Raw genomic sequence first — 17369 nt, 5'->3', positions numbered from 1 at the left:
CCCATGGGCACACGTGTTCCGGCCCCCGGCCTGGCGGCCCGGGCGGTCGCCGCGAGCGGATCGGTCATCCGCGAGGCGCTCGCGCTGACCGCCCGGCCCGAGGTGATCTCCTTCGCCGGCGGACTCCCGGCCTCGGACCTCCTCGACGTCGACGGCATCCGGGCGGCCTACGACCGGGTGCTGAGGGAATCCCCGCACCGGGTCCTGCAGTACTCGACCACGGAGGGCGACCCGGACCTGCGGGAAGCGATCGCTACCCGCCTGGCGCGGCAGGGCCTGCCCAGCCGTCCGGAGAACCTGGTGATCACCACCGGAGCGCAACAGGCTCTGGCCCTGCTGACGAGCACGCTTCTCGATCCGGGTGATGTGGTGGTGGTCGAGAACCCCACCTATCTGGCAGCCCTTCAGTGCTTCGCTCGCGCCGGCGCGCGCGTCGTCGCCGCACCGACGGACGACCAGGGGATCGTGATCGAGGCCCTGACGGACATCGTCACGAGGGAACGCCCCAAGCTGCTCTATCTGGTTCCCACCTTCCAGAACCCCACCGGGCACACCCTTCCCGCGGAGCGCCGCCAGGCCGTGGCGCGTCTCGCCGCGGAGCACGGGTTCTGGATCGCCGAGGACGATCCCTACGGCGAACTGCGGTTCCGCGGCGAGACGCTGCCACGGATCGCGGCCCACGAGGAGGCGGCGGACCGGACCGTACTGCTGGGGAGTCTGTCCAAAGTCCTCGCCCCGGGCATGCGACTGGGATGGCTCCGTGCTCCTGCGGACCTGTGCCGCGCCGGCGTGCTGGCCAAGCAGGCGCTCGATCTGCACTCCTCGACCGTCGACCAGGCCGCCGCCGCGCGGTACTTGGGGGAACACGACCTGGACGCGCGACTGGTGCCGGTCCGGGCCGCCTACGGGGAACGCTGCGCGACCATGCTCGCCGCCCTTCCGCACGTCCTGCCGCCGGGCAGCACCTGGAGCCGCCCCGAAGGCGGCATGTTCCTCTGGGTGCGGCTGCCCGACGGCCATGACACGGCCGCTCTGCTGCGCGGCGCCGTCGATCACGGTGTCGCGTACGTCCCGGGTGCCCCGTTCTTCGCCGGGCCGGCCGACCCGGCGACCCTGCGGCTGTCCTTCGCCGCTCACGAGCCGAAGGAGATCGGCAGGGGGATGGAACGACTCGCCGCCGTGTTCCGCTCGAACCACCGCCCCACGGAAGGGAGTTGAGCCACAGGGTGCACCGGGCGCACCGCGCGCACCGGCTCAGGACGCCGGTACCCGGGTGAAGCGCCCCGCCACCCGCACGTCCGCCTCGACGGCACTCGCCGTTCTGGTCAGTTCCGGGAGGATGTCCCGGACGTACTCCTCGACCGACCGGCGGGCCACATGGGTCGCCGTGTTCAGCGCGGCCACCACCCGGCCCGTGCGGTCGCGGACCGGTACCGCGATCGAGCGGAGGCCCGCCTCCAGCTCCTCGTCGACCAGGGCGTAGCCCTGCGCACGGACCGTCTCCAGGGCGGCCGCCAGTGCCACCGGGTCCGTGAGCGTGTGCGGGGTCAGGGGGCGCGGGTCGCGGAGTGCCCGCTGCACCCGCGCCGGCTCCGCGTCGGCCAGCAGCACGCGGCCCAGTGCCGTCGCGTACGCCGGGAAACGCGTGCCGACCGCGATGTTCACGCTCATCACCCGGCTCGTGGCGACCCGGGCCGTGTACTGGATGTCGTCGCCCACCAGGATCGCCAGGGACGCCGACTCGTGGATGCGGGCCGTGAGGGCGGTGAGGTGGGGGAGCGCCAGGTCGGGGAGGGTCGTGCGGGACAGGGGCGGGAAGCCGAGGGACAGGACCCGGGGTGTCAGGGTGAAGCGGCGGTCGCCCGACGCGGCGACCAGGCCCAGGTGTTCGTACGTGATCAGGGCCCTGCGGGCGGTCGCCCGCGGCAGGCCCGTCGCCTGGGCGACCTCCGTCAGGGTCAGCTCGGCGCGGCCCTCGCCGAACGCGGTCAGGACCGTCAGGCCGCGGGCCAGGGACTCGACGAACTCCCGGCCCAGTTCCTGCTTCGAGGCCCCCGTCCAGGTCGCGAGCCCGGACGGGACGGCGACGGACTCGGCCCGGGGCAGCGCGCGCAGATCGTCCTCCATCGCTCCGACCGCCCCGCGCAGCCGTGGCAGCAGCGTGCCGCGCAGCTCCGCCGCCGTGTGCCGGCTCGTGTGGCTCACCACGCTCGCCACACACGCGATGCCGCCGGTACCCGGGTCCCGCACGGGCACGGACACCGCGACCAGCCCCGGTTCGATCAACTGGTCGTCCAGCGCCCAGTCGTCCTGGCGTGCCCGGACGGCCGCCCGCTCGAAGTCGGGCCCCGGGGACGACGAATGCGGGGGTACGGCAGGGAACCCCCGGTCCTCCGGGTCCGCCGCCCGCCGCTCCCGCCAGTACGCCCAGTCCCGTTCCGTCCACTCCGTCGCGAACAGCGGTCCCGGCGCGGTGCGTTCGGCCGGCAGCAGGTCGCCGATGCGGAAGCTGAGGGACATCGCGCGGCGGCGGGTCGCCTGGTGGATGAAGCGGATGCCGTCCCGGTCGGCCACCGCGAGCGACACCGACTCGTCCAGCTCGTCGGCCAGCGCGTCCGCGCGGGCGTCCAGGACGGAGGGCAGGCGCAGGGCGGCCAGATAGGCGTTTCCCAGTTCCATGATCCGAGGCGTGAGAACCGCGTCCCGCCCGTCGAGACGGACGTAGCCCATGCGCGCGAGCGTCCCGGTGATCCGGTCGACCGTGGAACGCGCGAGACCGGTGGCCCGCTCCAGCCCACTGAGGCTCAACACCCCGCCCGCGTCGGTCAGTTGACGCACCACCGCGACCCCGCGGATCAACGGCGCGACCGCCTCGGCGGGCACGGTGGCGGCACGGTCGTCCAGCGTGGTGTCGGCGGGCATCGATTCTCCGGTACGGCGGTCTCGGCAGCCCTACGGTAAGCCCGCGGCCGACGCGCTCATCGCCCACAGCCGGTGCTACGGCCGTTCCACGACGGGCCCGCGCGCGTCAGGTCTACCGCGTCCGCGTCACCGTCACCCGGTAGTTCCCCGCCGCGTCCGCCCCCACGACCGCGACCTGAACCCCCCGCACCGGGTCGCGGAAGGTCTCGCCCGCGGTGAACGGCGCGTCCGACAGCTCGGCGTGGACATTGGGGCTTCGGGTGCAGCCCCCGCTGTTCCGGTGGGCGTCGTACACCTTGACCGGACCCATCCCGGTGTCCACGTCCGCCTCCACCTTGTAGATGAGGACGCCCGGGCGGCACACCGCCTCGTCGTTGCCCGCGGGGGTGCGCAGCTCCAGGGCGTAGCCCGTCCGTCGGGAGAGGGGGACGAAGACGAGCCGGGTGCCGTCGGGGCCCGGCCGCTCCAGTGGGGTCAGCGTGTACTCCGTCGTGCCCCGGGTCATCGCGCAGTTCACCTGGGCCGGGTCCAGCCAGCCGAGCTTCCACTTGTGCCAGCCGAGGAGGTCGTTGTCGGCGCCCCAGTCCTCGCTCATGATGTCCCAGTGGCCGACCGCGCCCCCGCCCTCCTGGGTGTAGAGGTCGGGCAGGCCGAAGACGTGGCCGTTCTCGTGGGGGAGGACGCGGTAGCCGGTCCGGGAGTAGGAGCCGGAGCCGTCGTCCTGGCGGGAGTAGACGAAGGAGGCGTTGGAGACCGGGACGCCGTCGGCCACCGGGGCCTCCGTGTTGCCGGCGAACGTCACCGACAGGACCGTGTCCAGCGCGGAGGGGCCCGCGTTCGGGGTGACCAGGACGTTCAGGAGGTCGTACGACCGGAAGTCCACGCTCGGGTCGGCCGCGGTCACGATGTCCTGGACGAGCTGCCGGTAGCCGGGGTCGAAGGGCGCGCCGCGCTCTATGCCGTAGGACCTGAAGGACCTGGGCATGCGGAGCCAGTGGGTGACCGGGGTCGCGGGGCGGTAGTCGAGGCGGCCGTAGGAGCTGGTGGCGAACCATTCCTGGGTCTTGGGGAAGAACTCGTGGTAGCGGTCCATGGCGCTGCCCTGGCCGGGGGCGTCGGAGAAGTCGACCATCAGGGTCAGGGCGTGGACCGTGCCGGTGGAGCGGGAGTAGCCGCCGGGGGTGGGGATGCCCTCGGACATCTGGACGTCCAGCGGGCCGTTGATCATGCAGGCGCCGAGTGCGGAGGTGCGGGCGAGCGCGACCGGGCCCGCCGCCGTCATGGCGCCCGGGGTGAGGTGTCCGGTACCGGCCGAGGTGCTGACCGCGAGGGTCAGGACGGTCACGGACGCGAGGGCGGCCACGCGGCGCGGGCGTATCCGACGGCTGGGCTGCATGCATGGACCCTTCGCGCCACGGCAGCCGCCGGTCTCCGGCTGCACCCTTTCGATCACCCTGTGTCGTGTGGTGCGAGGGCGCGCGCTGGAGGAGACCGACCGTGTGGTTCCGGAAGACGGGGGCCGGAGAAGGGTCCAAACGGGATGTGACCCAGGTCACATCAAATGTCCCGCTGAGTGGGAAATAACCGGGGACCGTTTCCCCGTTTGGTCATGTGTCCGAGCGAAACGGGGACTGTCTCCCCGGATCGCCCCAGTAACCCAAGGAGCACGCCGTGACGACCGCGACCCCCGTACAGCGAAAGGTGACCCGGCCGCGCGCCGACGCTTTGCGCAACCGGGAGCGGATCGTCACCGCCGCCCGCGAGATGTTCGTCGAGTTCGGTCCCGATGTGCCGCTCGACGAGATCGCCCGCCGGGCCGGCGTCGGCAACGCCACGCTGTACCGCAACTTCCCCGACCGTGACGCCCTCGTCCGCGAGGTCGTGGTCTCGGTCATGGACCGTACGTCGGAGGCCGCCGAGCAGGCGCTCACCGAGACCGGCGACGCCTTCGCCGCTCTGGAGCGCTTCGTGCACGTGTCCGCCGACGAGCGGATCAGCGCGCTCTGCCCGATGATCTCCAGCACGTTCGACAAGTTCCACCCGGACCTGGAAGCGGCGCGCGAGCGGGTCGAGCAGCTCATCGGAGAGGTCATGGACCGCGCGGTGCTGAGCGGACAGCTCCGGTCCGACGTGGGTGTCGGTGACGTGATGGTCGCCGTGGCCCAGCTCAGCCGGCCCCCGGCCGGTACCGGATGCCTCAGCGCCGACCGCTTCGTACACCGACACCTGCAGTTGTTCCTGGACGGACTGCGGGCCCCGGCCCGCTCGGTCCTGCCCGGCACGGCCGCGACGATGGAGGATCTCCGGCAGCCCTGACCGATTAGTTCAGAGCGTCACGCACGTCTCACCACCAAGCCACCGGCTCTCGTCGTCGTAGACGAGCCGTCCCCTGATCACGTCCTTCTTCCGTATTTTTCCGTCACGAAGTCCCGAAGTGGGTACCACCATGTCTGAAACGGCTCGAAGCGCCCCCGGCGCTCTCGACAAGGCCTCCGAGGCCGAGCACGAAGCCCATTCCAACCGCTGGAAAGCGCTCGCGTTCATCGCGCTCGCCCAGTTGATGGTCGTGCTCGACGCGACCATCGTGAACATCGCCCTCCCGTCCGCCCAGACCGACCTGGGCATCTCCGACGGCAACCGGCAGTGGGTCGTCACGGCCTACGCCCTCGCCTTCGGCGGACTCCTCCTCTTCGGCGGCCGCATAGCCGACCTGTGGGGCCGCAAGCGCGCCTTCGTCGTCGGTCTGACCGGCTTCGCCGCCGCGTCCGCCCTCGGCGGCGTGGCCACCACCGGCGCCATGATGTTCGGCGCCCGTGCCCTCCAGGGCGCCTTCGGCGCACTGCTCGCGCCCGCCGCGCTCTCCCTGCTCGCCGTGATGTTCACGGACGCCAAGGAGCGCGCCAAGGCGTTCGGCATCTACGGCGCGATCGCCGGTGGCGGCGGCGCCGTCGGCTTCATCCTCGGCGGTGTGCTGACCGAGTACCTGGACTGGCGCTGGACGTTCTTCGTGAACATCCCGTTCGCGATCGTCGCCGCGCTCGGCGCGTACTTCGTCATCCGCGAGCCGGAGGGCGGCCGCAACCGCAACCCGCTCGACATCCCCGGCGTGCTCCTGTCGACCCTCGGCCTGGTCTCGCTCGTCTACGGCTTCACCCGCGCCGAGTCCAACGGCTGGGGCGACTCCTCCACCATCGGCCTGTTCATCGCGTCCGCGGTCCTGCTGGTCTCGTTCGTGATCGTCGAGGCGAAGGTCAAGGCCCCGCTGCTGCCGCTGCGCGTGATCACCGACCGCAACCGCGGCGGTATCTACCTCTCGCTCGGCATCGCCATCATCGCGATGTTCGGCACGTTCCTCTTCCTCACCTACTACCTCCAGGTCGTCAAGGGCTTCTCGCCGATCAAGACCGGCTTCGCCTTCATGCCGATGATCGTCGGCATGATGGTCGGCTCGACCCAGATCGGCACCCGCCTGATGACCCGCCTGCCGGCCCGCCTGCTCATGGGCCCCGGCTTCCTGGTCGCCGCGGTCGGCATGCTCCTGATGACGCAGCTGGAGATCGGCTCGTCGTACGCCTCGATCATCCTGCCCGCGATGCTGCTGCTCGGCCTCGGCATGGGTACGGCGTTCATGCCGGCCATGTCCCTGGCCACCCTGGGCGTCGAGCCCCGGGACGCGGGTGTCGCCTCCGCGATGGTCAACACCTCGCAGCAGGTGGGCGGCGCCATCGGTACGGCCCTGCTGAACACGATCGCCGCCTCCGCGACGACCGCGTACATCAAGGACCACATCGCCGGCGCGGGTACCTCCAAGACCCAGCAGCAGCTCGTCCAGTTGCAGGGCCAGGTGCACGGCTACACCAACGCCATCTGGTTCGCCGTCGGCATGCTGGTGGCGGCCGCGGTCATCGTCTCGGTCCTCGTCAACGCGGGCAAGCAGGGTTCCGACCCGGTCGCCTCCGGTGACGACGTCGAGGACGAGTTCAAGATCCCGGTCGTCGCCCACTGACGACGCCCGGCCCGGTCGTACCCCCTTCGCACCATCCGTACGTACGGGGAAGGGGACGCCCCGTACGTACGACTCCCAGGAACTGCCCTGGTTCTCCGCTGAGTTGAGCGGCTCAGCGGAGCCAGGGCAGATCCGCACCCGCTTCGTTCGGCTGAAGTCCCTCGGCGACGATCTCCATGATCTCGCCGAGGGACTTCTGCTGTTCCGGGGTGAGCCGCTCGAACAACGCCTGCCGTACGGCGGTCACATGGCCCGGCGCGGTACGGCTGAGCACCCCGTGGCCCTCGTCGGTCAGCACCGCGAACTGGCCGCGCTTGTCGGAGGGACAGTCCTCCCGGCGCACCCACCCGTTCTTCTCCAGCCGCGCGATCGCGTGCGAGAGCCGGGAACGGGTGATCTTCGCGTTCATGGCCAGCTCGGTCATCCGCAGCCGGCGGTCCGGCGTCTCGGCGAGCTGCACGAGAAGGCCGTAGTAGATGTGCGGCATGCCCGCGTCCCGCTGGAGCTGGCGGTCCAGGTGGTCCTCCAGGAGGGTGCTGGCGTGCATGTAGAAGCGCCAGACACGCTGCTCCTCGGCGGTGAGCCAGCGGGGTTCTGCGGATGCGGGTGCCGTGTTCATGCTCTCCACTCTACGAGAGCTCTCCTTGAAGGTTAAACAAATGGGGCGTAAGCTCTCGCTCAGGAAGTTTGAGAGTTCAAGCATTCGGTTCGAGTGCCGAGTCCGACCATGGGGAGTGACCGTCATGTCCACCGCCGCACCGGAGCGCATGCCCGCCCTGTACCTCAGCCACGGCGCGCCGCCCCTCGCGGACGACCCGATCTGGCCCGGCGAACTCGCCGCCTGGTCCGCCGACCTCCCCCGCCCCAAGGCGATCCTCATGGTCTCGGCCCACTGGGAGGAGGCCCCCCTCGCCCTCGGCGCCACCGACCCGGTCCCCCTGGTCTACGACTTCTGGGGCTTCCCCGAGCACTACTACCAGGTCCGCTACGACGCCCCGGGCGCACCCGAACTCGCCGCGTCCGTAAGGAAGTTGCTGCGCGCCCCGGGCATCCCCGTGCAGGACGTCCCCGACCGCGGCCTCGACCACGGGGCGTACGTCCCGCTCGTCGAGATGTTCCCGGCCGCCGACATCCCGGTCCTCCAGGTGTCCATGCCGACGCTCGACCCGGCCAGGCTGATGGACATCGGCCGCAAGCTGGCGCCCCTGCGCGACGAGGGCGTCCTGATCGTCGGCTCCGGCTTCTTCACCCACAACCTCGCCGCCCTGCGCCACACGGGCGGGGGAGTGCCCACCTGGTCCTCCGAGTTCGACGACTGGGGCAGGCGAGCACTGGAGTCCCGCGACTGGGACGGCCTCCTGGACTTCCTGCACAAGGCGCCGGCCGGGCGCTACGCCCATCCGCGCACCGAGCACTTCGCCCCGCTGTTCGTCACCATGGGCGCGGCGGAGGCCACCGGTGAGCTGGACGCCCCGGAGGCCCTCAACCCCTCGGTGATCGACGGGTTCTGGATGGGGATGGCGAAGCGGTCGGTGCAGTTCGGCTGAGCCCGCGTCGAAGGGCCCTTCCCTTCGGGAAGGGCTACAGCTCCTTCTCGTACCAGGCGACATCCCAATAGCGGCCGAACTTGCGGCCCACCTCCCGGTGGACGCCGATGTACCGGAAACCGAAGCGTTCATGCAGCCGCGTGGACGCTTCGTTGGGCTGTGCGATGCCCGCGTACGCCCGGTGGACGTCCTCGGTCGCCAGGTCGGCGAACAGGGCCTTGTAGAGCAGCGTTCCGATACCGCGCCCGCCCCTGTCCGGGGCGAGGTAGACCGTGACCTCGACCGAGGTCGAGTAGGCGGGCTTCGCCCGGTAAGGGCTGGATGTGGCGTAGCCGAGGATTCGCTGTGAGTTTCCTTGGAAGGTCCCGTCGACGGCAACCTTCAGGCGGTATGGCCCGTCTTCAGGGTGGGAGAGCAGCCAAGGGCGGCGCTCCTCCGGCGTGAAGGCGGCGGTGTCGAAGGTGATCGTGGTCTCGCGTACGTAGTGGTTGTAGATGTCGGTGAGGGCGTCGAGGTCGCTCTCGACTCCCGGCCTGACCTGCACCTCTGTACGTTCCGACAGCATCGTTGCCTCCTTGTGGCCGGACAGGGTACTGCAAGATCAGAAAAATAGGGGATCGGGTTGGGAATTCTGTCCGGATTCCAGTCGTTGTTTCCATCAGATGCAGGGCACACGAGAAGAGTGCCGAAGCATCCGACGAACACCTGCTGACCGACCCACCATCGCAAGGGAGCACGCATGGCAACCCGTGCCGTAGCCCGTCGTAAGTCCGCCTCCGGCGAGACCTCCGGCGTGGCGCGCAGTGTTCGCGCCCATGGCGGCGAGATCGCCGACCGCGACCTGGTCGGCATGTATCTCGACGAAATCGCGCGCACACCGCTGCTCGACGCCGCCAAGGAAGTCGAGCTTTCACAGACCATCGAAGCGGGCGTGTTCGCGCGCCAGGTCCTCGACGGCGAGGAGAAGTCCCAGGCGGACGCCTCCCGCGCCGAGCTGGAGGCCCTGGTCGCCGAAGGGGAGCGTGCCAAGGACGTCTTCATCCGGTCCAACCTCCGCCTGGTCGTGGCCGTGGCCCGCCGTTACCCCCGTAGCGGCCTGCCCCTGCTCGACCTGATCCAGGAGGGCAACGCGGGCCTGGTCCGCGCGGTGGAGAAGTTCGACTACCGCAAGGGCTTCAAGTTCTCGACATACGCGACCTGGTGGATCCGCCAGGCCATCACCCGCTCCATCGCCGACCAGTCCCGGACCATCCGGCTCCCCGTCCACCTGGTGGAGGAGCTGGGCCGGATCCGCCGAGTGCAGCGCGAGTTCAACCGGAAGAACGGGCGGGAGCCCGAACACGCGGAGATCGCGGCCGAGTTGGACACGACCCCGGAGCGCGTGACGAACGTCCTGGACTGGGCGCGTGACCCGGTCTCGCTGAACATGTCGGTGGACGACGACGGCGACACGCAGTTCGGTGACCTCCTGGAGGACACCTCCGCGGTCTCGCCCGAGCAGTCCGTGATGACCCTGCTGCGCAGCGAGGAACTGGACGACCTGATCGGCCGCCTCGACCAGCGCACGGCCTCCATCATCAAGATGCGGTACGGCATGGAGGACGGCCGGGAGCGCACGCTCACCGAGGTCGGCAAGGAGCACGGCCTCACCCGCGAGCGCATCCGCCAGATCGAGAAGCACGCCCTCCTGGAACTGAAGAAGCTGGCCAGCCAGACCGGGTTCGACGCGGCGGCGTAATCCTTCGACGGCCTTCGGCCTCCCCGGCCCGGTGGACGCGGGGCGCGTACCGGTCAGGTGCGCGCTCGGCCGCGTACGCCGGGTGCCGGGAGACCGCGTGAACATGGCTGTGTAATGCCGCTTCAAGCTGCTGGACCCGGGGCACAAGACGGTAACGAGACCTCAGGGCCCGGGAGTTGGGCTCCGAGGCGTTGCCCCGAGCCCCCTGAGCCAAGTCCCGACGCAATTCCCCCCCCCAGCGCCGGGACTCTCCCGAACCGGGCTTCGGCGTCTGTCCCCCCAGGCGCCGAGGCCCGGTTCTTCTCATGCGCGGGGCGGGGTGAGGCGGCTGGTACCCCCGGAGTATGCGAGGATTGCGCAGGGAGTACCCAGGAAGTAAGCAGGGGTTGCCGTTGGGACGGCGGGGCACCCCGTACCTGAACCCCGGGGTGGCCCGCCGAATGGCAGATTGTGCCACAGGGGCATAGCCTGCCGAAGTGGGCAGCCCCACCCCAGCATCCGATTCCCGCCGTGCCTCCCCCTCCGCACCGCTCTCGCTGACCGAGCGGCGCAAGGCCGAGACCCGGATGGAGATCGCCCGGGCGGCGGCCGGACTCTTCGTGAGACAGGGGCTGCGGGCCACCCGCGCCGAGGACATCGCCGTGAGCGCGGGCATCGCTCCCCGCACCTTCTACCGCTACTTCGCCACCAAGGAAGAGGCCGTCGCCCCGCTCTACGCGGCCGGCGCCGAGCGCTGGGCGGAGGCGGTCCGGGTGGCCCCGCCCGGACTGTCGGTGCCGGAGGCCCTGGAACACGGGGCGCTCCACACGCTGACCCCCGGAGTGGGCGTCTCCGTCAACTCCTGGACCTGGGTCCGCCCCCTGATCCGCATGGCGGAGTCCAGCTCCGGCCTGCGCAAGGTGTGGGCGGAGGTCTGCCAGACGGGAGAACGCGCCCTGGGCGAGGTACTGGCGGAACGCATGGCCAAGGCCGACGACCTCAACACCGCCCGGCTCCCGTCCGTGACCTCCCCGGAACTACGCTTCGCCGCCGCCGTCGCAAGTGCCGCCGTACGCACCGCTGTCGAGGGCTGGGCATTCACAGACGAGCCGACCGGACCGACCGCCCAGACCGGCCCCGCGGAACTGGCCCTCCGGAACCTACGGGTCTTGCGGCACCTGCCGTGGGGGGAGATCGGAATGGAGCCGGGCCCGGCTTGAGGCGCGCTCGGGTACCGCTCGCGTGGCTTGGGCCTTCCCTCGGGGGGAGGTCGGGTGGGTGCGCGGCTTGGCGTGAGGCCGGTTCGCGCACCGCCCCGCGCGGCTTGGGCCTTCCCCTCAGGGGGACGTAGGACGGGTGCCGGGCTTGGGCGTGAGGCCGGTTCCCGTACCGCTCCGCTGAGCCGTTCCCTCCAGGGGAGGTCGGACAAGGGCCGGGCCCGGCTTGAGGCGCGCTCAGGCTCAGGCGCCGCCCGCTCTGCTTGAGCCGTCCCCCAAGGGGAGGTCGGACAGGCGCCGCACCCGGCCCGAGGCCCGCTCACGCACCTCCCGCCCGGCTGAGTCGTTCCCCCAACTCCCGTACGCACCGCACCAGTTCCGCCGGCTCGTGCACCGTGAAGTCCCACTCCAGCATCGCCAGCCGTACGGCCAGCCAGTGGACCGCGTCGCCGGTCGTGGCGCGCAGTCGGCAGCTTTGCTCGTCGAGTGGCTCCGGGGCGCCGAGCCAGGCCGGGATGCGCGCGGCGACGACGTCGGCGGGGGCGGCGAAGGTCACGACGTACTCGTAGGTCTCCTGACGGCGGTACATCGACTGCCGCAGGTACTCCGCCGCGCTCCCCGTCGGCAGCTCGCGCGGGGTGAAGCGCGCCCCGGTGGCGAACGGCCGGCTCACCCGGTCGACCCGGAACGTCCGCCAGTCCGCGCGATCGAGGTCGTAGGCGACGAGGTACCAGCGCCGCCCGGTCGAGACGAGTCGGTACGGCTCCGTCGCGCGGCGCGACTCCGTGCCGTCCTTCGCGCGGTAGTCGAAGCGCAGCCGCTCCCGGCCGGCCACCGTCGAGGCCATCACGGTGAGGGTCTCGGGAGCGATGCTCGCGCCGTCGCCACTGGTCAGCGGGGTCGTGGCGGCCTGGAGTGTGGCGACCCGGTGCCGCAGCCGCGAAGGCAGTACCTGTTCCAGCTTCGCCAGTGCCCGTACGGAGGCCTCGTCCACGCCCTCGAGCGCGTGCCCGGCGCCCGCGCGCAGCCCCACCGCGATCGCCACCGCCTCCTCGTCGTCCAGCACCAGCGGCGGCATCGCCTTGCCCGCGACGAGCCGGTAGCCGCCGTCGGAGCCGAGGGTCGCCTGCACGGGGTAGCCGAGTTCGCGCAGCCGGTCGATGTCCCGCCGGACCGTGCGCCGGGAGACCCCGAGCCGGTCGGCCAGCTCGCCGCCGGGCCACTCGCGGGGCGTCTGGAGGAGGGAGAGGAGCTGGAGGAGCCGGGCCGGGGTGTCCGTCGTCATGAGCTCTCCGTCGTCGTCATGTGGTCGTTGTCATGGGGTCGTCCTCATGGGTTCGAGGATGCCGTAGAACTAGGACACGATCTGACCTAATGGGGTCATACCTTCAAGTCATGACCTCCACCGAAACCCTTGTGGACAGCCCGGCAGTCCTGGCGGACCCGGTACGTACGGGAGACCGGCGGCGCTGGTTCGCCCTCGCGATCGTGATGACCGCGGCCTTCATGGACCTCGTCGACGTGACGATCGTCAATGTCGCGATCCCCTCCATCCAGCGGGACGCGGGCGCCTCCTTCAGCCAGATCCAGTGGATAACGGCCGGTTACGCGCTCGCCTTCGCCGCCGGGCTGATCACCGGCGGGCGGCTCGGCGACATCTACGGCCGCAAGCGGCTGTTCCTCCTCGGGATCGGCGGCTTCACGCTCGCCTCCGCGCTGTGCGGCTTCGCCGCCAACCCGGAGATGCTGGTCGCCTCACGCATCCTCCAGGGCGGGATGGCCGCGATGATGGTGCCGCAGGTGCTGTCGATCGTGCACGCGACCTTCCCGGCGCACGAACGGGGCAAGGTGTTCGGACTGTTCGGCGCGATCGTCGGGCTCGGGGCCGTCTCCGGTCCGCTGCTCGGCGCCCTGCTCACCGAGTGGAACCTCTTCGGTCTCGCATGGCGCCCGATCTTCCTGATCAACCTGCCGGTCGGCATCGCGGGCCTGGTCCTCGGCAGCCGCTTCATCATCGAGTCCAAGGCCCCGCGCGCCCTGAAGCTGGACCTCGTCGGCGTCGCCCTGGTCACCCTCGGCCTGCTGATGCTGCTCTACCCGCTCACCCGCGGCGACCAACTGGGCTGGCCAGCCTGGGGGTTCGTGTCGATGTCCGGGTCGATCGGCGTCTTCTCCGCACTTGTGGCCTACGAGAAGAAGAAGGCGGCACGGGACGGCTCCCCGCTCGTCGAACTGTCCCTGTTCGAGGTGAAGAGCTTCGCGGCCGGTATCGCCGTGCAGACCGTGTTCGGCATCGGCCTCGGCATCTTCTTCCTGGTCTGGACGCTGTACATGCAGATCGGTCTCGGCTGGAGCCCGCTGCGGGCGGGGCTGACCGGCGTACCGTTCTCGATCGCCGTGTCGGTGGCGGCCGGCCTGTCCGTGCAGAAACTGGTGCCGCGCCTCGGCGGACGCAATGTGCTCCAGACCGGCGCGCTGGTGATGGTGGTGGGCGTGCTGCTCTACCTCTGGGAGGCCGACCGGTACCAACTGGCCATCGCCTCCTGGCAGATGGCGCTGCCGCTCGTCGTGATGGGCGTCGGCATGGGCCTGATCTTCGCCCCGCTGACCGACACGATCCTCTCCGAGGTGCCGCGCGAGCACGCGGGTTCGGCGTCCGGACTCATCAACACCGTTCAGCAGATGGGCAATGCGCTGGGGCTCGGGCTGGTGTCGGTGGTCTTCTTCGGTTCGATCGGCGACCGGCTGACCCCGGCCGAGGTGGGCCCGGCTTTCGTCAACGCCTTCCAGAACGCGCTGGGTTGGGTGGCCGCGGTGATGGGCGCGATCTTCCTGCTGATGTTCGCGCTGCCGGGACGGGCGGCGGCCAAGGAGACTGCCTCCAACGGGAGTTGACGCCCTCCGCTGACGTACGACAGCGCCCCGCCCCTCAGCCAGTAGGGGCGGGGCGCTCGACGTGAACGCCCGGACGATGGCGTACGCCGGTGCTCACAAGGAGGCGTACGCCGGGCGGTCCGACGGCGCACTCCGGGGCGAACACCGCACTACGTCCCTGAATGATCGGTTCTGTGTGGAACACGCCGACTTCGGGTGTCTCGTGGGCCCAACTCGCCTGAGCCGCAAGAAAACTGACAGTGCGTGAGTTGACGATGTGACGGGCGGGCCGGGTGCGGGTGACGAGGGCGCCGGCACGCCGCCGGGGGTGGCCCGGGGGCTGTGCCCTTATCCATTCGTCGACCTTTACGATGTGCGGCGGCGAACCGTTGATTTAGGTCGAGGCTTCCGCTTCCCGCCCCGGACCGCCGTATTTCCGGTCGGCCCGGATTGCCTCGCGAAAATAAATTCCAGTGGTGCGGTCCGGTTAATCGAGCGGGTCGGAGCGGCCCGCTCCACATGTTTTGCCGGACGTGCTTCTTTTTGCCGGGAGTGTCGGCGGAGCAGGTTCGTGTTGGCCGAATCTGTTTACTCTTGATCGTTGGCAATCATTTGATAACGCTGTCATGTCCCCGTGGACGGCATGGATGTCTTGTTCGTGCGGGGGCAAAGGGGGCAAAAAGCGCGGCCGGTCCGGGTGTTCCGACGGCGTGTGCGGGGAGGTGTGCGGTCGGTGACAAACCCCGGCCGTAGGGGTTCTGTCCGGCCATCCACCGCTGCGGGCTTGATGTTGTCAGGCGGGGAGTGACCCAAACGGCATCCGTGGTGTTTACTGGGCACCGGTCTGATCCTTGGTGGGTCCGGACCATTCCGGGAGGTCTCGGGGGTGGTTCCCCCGGGGCCTCCTGTTTTTACCGTCGGTTTGTGCGGGCGTCATATCCCGGTCACCCGGGAAGAGTCCCCCGCCCCCCTGGAAAGGGCCCGGACAGCCGGGGCGGTCGCGATAGTCAATGGGGTAAAGGGTAATTGCTTTCCCCTTCAAACTACCCGCGATCTTCTGTAATAAAGCCCCACGGGCAGGGGTTGTCGGCAAGATCCACATTCTTCGCGCGCGCCCTCGAAAACACGACTGGCTTCTCACTCCTGGCGAGGGGTACCGTCATGTCTCGCGCCACAGTTTCCACCCGTCGGGCCTAACCAGCTTGGCGGTGCAGCACCTCCCGGAATGCTCCGGACCCACCACCCGGAACCCCGCTGACCAGCGGGGCTCCCACGCGTAACCACTACGAGGATCGGAATCGATGCGTACCGTCAACGACGACGGCGTATTCCCGCCGTTGAGCCGCGGCCCCCGCACCACCCGCGGCCCCCAGCCCGTGACACACCGTCACCACCGCGCGCACCAGGGCGCGTACGCCGGTGCGCGCGCCGCCGCGGCCGCCGGTGCGGGGGAGTGAGCGTGCCCTCGACCCCCGACACCAACTGGCCGGCCGACTTCAACTGGCCCATGGACAGCGACCGTTCGGCCGACATCGACCGTTCGGCCGACATCAAGGTGCCGACCGACTTCGACCGGCCGGCGGGCACTGGTCGGTCCTCCGACTCCGGTCGGTCCTCCGACATCAGCCGATCCTCTGACTCCAACCGGCTCTCTGACTCCAGCCGGTCCACCGACTCCAGCCGGTCCACCGACCCCACCCGTCCGACCGATCTTCTCCAGGACCACGAGAAGAAGCCAGAGGGAAGCTTCCTGCAGCGGCTGTCGGCCGAGGACTGGCGCTTCCTGCTGGCGGACGACCTGCGCGGCCGCAGCTTCGGCCCGGACGAGTACCTGCCGCTGGGGCAGGACGACCGGAACGTGTACATGATCTGGGACGGCGTCGTACGACAGGACCGCTTCCCGCTGGGCGACCGGGAGAACGCCCCCACCGTCACGCGGTTCCGGGGCGGCGGCCAACTGGTCGGCGAGGCCAAGCTCATCACCCTCGACTCGGCGGTCCGCACCAGGTGCCTGGCCAGGACCGTGGTCATCCCCTGTCGTGCGCGCCGTTTCAACGTCCTGCTGAGCAGCAGGCCCAAGGTCAAGGTGGCGCTTCTGCGCAGCCTCGAGGACCGCAACCGCAGCGACGAACTCGTCTACACCCTGACCACCCGGCCGCCCCTGGAGCGCACCAGCCGGCTGCTGGCGCATCTCGCCGACACCGCGGGCGTCCCCGACCCCCGGACGGGCTCCACCACCATCACCGGCCCGGGCCAGAAGGACATCGCGGCCGCCCTCCAACTCGCCGTCTCCACCACGGAGAACGCGCTGCGGACCCTGCGCTACCACGGGATCGTCGAGGCCCGCTACCGCAAGTTCCTCGTCCACGACGTCGACGCGCTGCGCCACCTCGCCGCCGGGGCCTGACCCCGCCACGCCCCGGCACACGGCTCCCCTCCTCTCCCCTCCCCGCTCGTGTTCTCTCCCCGAACGGATCACTGCATGATGACCAGCACCCTCCTGGTGCCCATTGCCTCCGCCCTCGGGGGCTGCATCGCCGCGTTGACGTACCGGCACCAGAGACGTGTCTTCGCCTGGACGCGGAGGATCCGCCGCAAGGACGAGACGAACTCCGAATACGACAAGCCCACCGAGTGGCTCGCCGACCTCTACAAGGCGCAGTGCCGTCTCACCCGGAAGCCCTGCGTCGCCGACGACTTCGCCGAGATCTCCCAGACCGGCAACATGATCGAGGGAATAGCCGACACCACCGAGGCCGTCCGGACCGAGCTGAGGAAGGTCGTCGAGTGTGTGAAGGACTACGTCGCCACCGCCCTGCCGGAGCCCGACCCGGAGGCGGTGCACATCGGTGTCCAGGAGCACCGCGCCCAGCTCGTCCAGGCCATGCGGCAGGAGACCGCCCGAGGTGAACTGGTCCGCGCCATCCTCGCCGCCGAGAAGAAGATCAAGGACCTGCGCCGTAGCTGAACTCACCCACCGCCAGAGCCGATTGCGCCCCCCTCTGCCCGTTCATGTCCACCTGATGCCCGAACCTGTTTACTTTCCGGAAATCTGGGCGTAGCCTCCGAGCGAAACCACAAGTTCG

15 protein-coding genes are annotated in these 17369 nt (G+C 70.1%); 10 read left to right on the top strand and 5 right to left on the bottom strand.

Going from position 1 to position 17369, the window contains the following annotated elements:
- Window positions 1–3 precede the first annotated feature (3 nt).
- Window positions 4–1218, top strand: coding sequence for an aminotransferase-like domain-containing protein (locus OG223_RS22765; protein ID WP_329251590.1), 1215 nt, complete (start codon window positions 4–6; stop codon window positions 1216–1218).
- A 36-nt stretch (window positions 1219–1254) separates the two neighbouring features.
- Here the strand turns inward: OG223_RS22765 and OG223_RS22760 are convergent, their stop codons facing one another.
- On the bottom strand, window positions 1255–2922 hold the full coding sequence (locus OG223_RS22760) for an IclR family transcriptional regulator domain-containing protein (protein ID WP_329251586.1): 1668 nt from the start codon (window positions 2920–2922) through the stop codon (window positions 1255–1257).
- A 112-nt stretch (window positions 2923–3034) separates the two neighbouring features.
- The gene (locus OG223_RS22755) at window positions 3035–4318 is read right to left on the bottom strand and encodes a M6 family metalloprotease domain-containing protein (protein ID WP_329251583.1); all 1284 of its coding nucleotides are present in this window, start codon (window positions 4316–4318) and stop codon (window positions 3035–3037) included.
- Between the two features lie 275 nt (window positions 4319–4593).
- Between OG223_RS22755 and OG223_RS22750 the strand changes: the two genes are divergently transcribed.
- Window positions 4594–5238: a TetR/AcrR family transcriptional regulator gene (locus OG223_RS22750; protein ID WP_329251581.1), complete on the top strand. Its 645-nt coding sequence runs from the start codon at window positions 4594–4596 to the stop codon at window positions 5236–5238.
- 130 nt (window positions 5239–5368) lie between these two features.
- The gene (locus tag OG223_RS22745; protein ID WP_329251578.1) at window positions 5369–6928 is read left to right on the top strand and encodes an MFS transporter; all 1560 of its coding nucleotides are present in this window, start codon (window positions 5369–5371) and stop codon (window positions 6926–6928) included.
- Between the two features lie 112 nt (window positions 6929–7040).
- Here OG223_RS22745 and OG223_RS22740 read toward each other — a convergent pair whose 3' ends face one another.
- Window positions 7041–7547 carry a MarR family winged helix-turn-helix transcriptional regulator gene (locus OG223_RS22740; RefSeq protein WP_329251576.1) on the bottom strand — a complete coding sequence of 169 codons (507 nt, stop codon included), beginning with the start codon at window positions 7545–7547 and terminating at the stop codon, window positions 7041–7043.
- A 124-nt stretch (window positions 7548–7671) separates the two neighbouring features.
- Between OG223_RS22740 and OG223_RS22735 the strand changes: the two genes are divergently transcribed.
- On the top strand, window positions 7672–8475 hold the full coding sequence (locus tag OG223_RS22735; protein ID WP_329251573.1) for a dioxygenase family protein: 804 nt from the start codon (window positions 7672–7674) through the stop codon (window positions 8473–8475).
- A 34-nt stretch (window positions 8476–8509) separates the two neighbouring features.
- On the opposite strand, the gene OG223_RS22730 is transcribed toward OG223_RS22735, so the two are convergent.
- The gene (locus OG223_RS22730; protein WP_329251570.1) at window positions 8510–9040 is read right to left on the bottom strand and encodes a GNAT family N-acetyltransferase; all 531 of its coding nucleotides are present in this window, start codon (window positions 9038–9040) and stop codon (window positions 8510–8512) included.
- Between the two features lie 174 nt (window positions 9041–9214).
- Between OG223_RS22730 and OG223_RS22725 the strand changes: the two genes are divergently transcribed.
- Complete coding sequence (locus OG223_RS22725; RefSeq protein ID WP_329251568.1) at window positions 9215–10213, top strand: sigma-70 family RNA polymerase sigma factor; 999 nt, start codon at window positions 9215–9217, stop codon at window positions 10211–10213.
- Between the two features lie 566 nt (window positions 10214–10779).
- Entirely contained in the window at window positions 10780–11412 is a 633-nt protein-coding gene (locus OG223_RS22720) for a TetR/AcrR family transcriptional regulator (protein ID WP_329265420.1), read from the top strand.
- Between the two features lie 316 nt (window positions 11413–11728).
- Here OG223_RS22720 and OG223_RS22715 read toward each other — a convergent pair whose 3' ends face one another.
- The gene (locus OG223_RS22715) at window positions 11729–12694 is read right to left on the bottom strand and encodes a helix-turn-helix transcriptional regulator (RefSeq protein ID WP_329251565.1); all 966 of its coding nucleotides are present in this window, start codon (window positions 12692–12694) and stop codon (window positions 11729–11731) included.
- A 110-nt stretch (window positions 12695–12804) separates the two neighbouring features.
- Between OG223_RS22715 and OG223_RS22710 the strand changes: the two genes are divergently transcribed.
- From OG223_RS22710 to OG223_RS22695, 4 genes are all read left to right on the top strand, one after another.
- Window positions 12805–14304, top strand: a complete 1500-nt coding sequence (locus OG223_RS22710) for an MFS transporter (protein ID WP_329251562.1) — start codon at window positions 12805–12807, stop codon at window positions 14302–14304.
- A 1280-nt stretch (window positions 14305–15584) separates the two neighbouring features.
- On the top strand, window positions 15585–15740 hold the full coding sequence (locus OG223_RS22705) for a hypothetical protein (protein ID WP_329251560.1): 156 nt from the start codon (window positions 15585–15587) through the stop codon (window positions 15738–15740).
- A gap of 2 nt (window positions 15741–15742) precedes the next feature.
- Window positions 15743–16690, top strand: coding sequence for a Crp/Fnr family transcriptional regulator (locus OG223_RS22700; RefSeq protein ID WP_329251557.1), 948 nt, complete (start codon window positions 15743–15745; stop codon window positions 16688–16690).
- 75 nt (window positions 16691–16765) lie between these two features.
- A complete protein-coding gene (locus OG223_RS22695; RefSeq protein ID WP_329251554.1) occupies window positions 16766–17251 on the top strand; it encodes a hypothetical protein in 486 nt (161 codons plus the stop codon).
- The last annotated feature ends 118 nt before the right edge of the window (window positions 17252–17369 follow it).

It is taken from the genome of Streptomyces sp. NBC_01478 (genome assembly GCF_036227225.1).
Classification (GTDB): Bacteria; Actinomycetota; Actinomycetes; order Streptomycetales; family Streptomycetaceae; genus Streptomyces.
Note: the sequence above shows the minus strand (reverse complement) of the source record. Positions and strands in the feature narration are given on the sequence as shown.

What these genes read in the sequence shown, in the direction of transcription:
- OG223_RS22765 (WP_329251590.1), top strand. Translation starts at nt 4, where the DNA reads ATGGGCACACGTGTTCCGGCCCCCGGCCTGGCGGCCCGGGCGGTCGCC.
- OG223_RS22760 (WP_329251586.1), bottom strand. Translation starts at nt 2,922, where the DNA reads ATGCCCGCCGACACCACGCTGGACGACCGTGCCGCCACCGTGCCCGCC.
- OG223_RS22755 (WP_329251583.1), bottom strand. Translation starts at nt 4,318, where the DNA reads ATGCAGCCCAGCCGTCGGATACGCCCGCGCCGCGTGGCCGCCCTCGCG.
- OG223_RS22745 (WP_329251578.1), top strand. Translation starts at nt 5,369, where the DNA reads ATGTCTGAAACGGCTCGAAGCGCCCCCGGCGCTCTCGACAAGGCCTCC.
- OG223_RS22740 (WP_329251576.1), bottom strand. Translation starts at nt 7,547, where the DNA reads ATGAACACGGCACCCGCATCCGCAGAACCCCGCTGGCTCACCGCCGAG.
- OG223_RS22735 (WP_329251573.1), top strand. Translation starts at nt 7,672, where the DNA reads ATGTCCACCGCCGCACCGGAGCGCATGCCCGCCCTGTACCTCAGCCAC.
- OG223_RS22730 (WP_329251570.1), bottom strand. Translation starts at nt 9,040, where the DNA reads ATGCTGTCGGAACGTACAGAGGTGCAGGTCAGGCCGGGAGTCGAGAGC.
- OG223_RS22725 (WP_329251568.1), top strand. Translation starts at nt 9,215, where the DNA reads ATGGCAACCCGTGCCGTAGCCCGTCGTAAGTCCGCCTCCGGCGAGACC.
- OG223_RS22720 (WP_329265420.1), top strand. Translation starts at nt 10,780, where the DNA reads ATGGAGATCGCCCGGGCGGCGGCCGGACTCTTCGTGAGACAGGGGCTG.
- OG223_RS22715 (WP_329251565.1), bottom strand. Translation starts at nt 12,694, where the DNA reads ATGACGACGGACACCCCGGCCCGGCTCCTCCAGCTCCTCTCCCTCCTC.
- OG223_RS22710 (WP_329251562.1), top strand. Translation starts at nt 12,805, where the DNA reads ATGACCTCCACCGAAACCCTTGTGGACAGCCCGGCAGTCCTGGCGGAC.
- OG223_RS22705 (WP_329251560.1), top strand. Translation starts at nt 15,585, where the DNA reads ATGCGTACCGTCAACGACGACGGCGTATTCCCGCCGTTGAGCCGCGGC.
- OG223_RS22695 (WP_329251554.1), top strand. Translation starts at nt 16,766, where the DNA reads ATGATGACCAGCACCCTCCTGGTGCCCATTGCCTCCGCCCTCGGGGGC.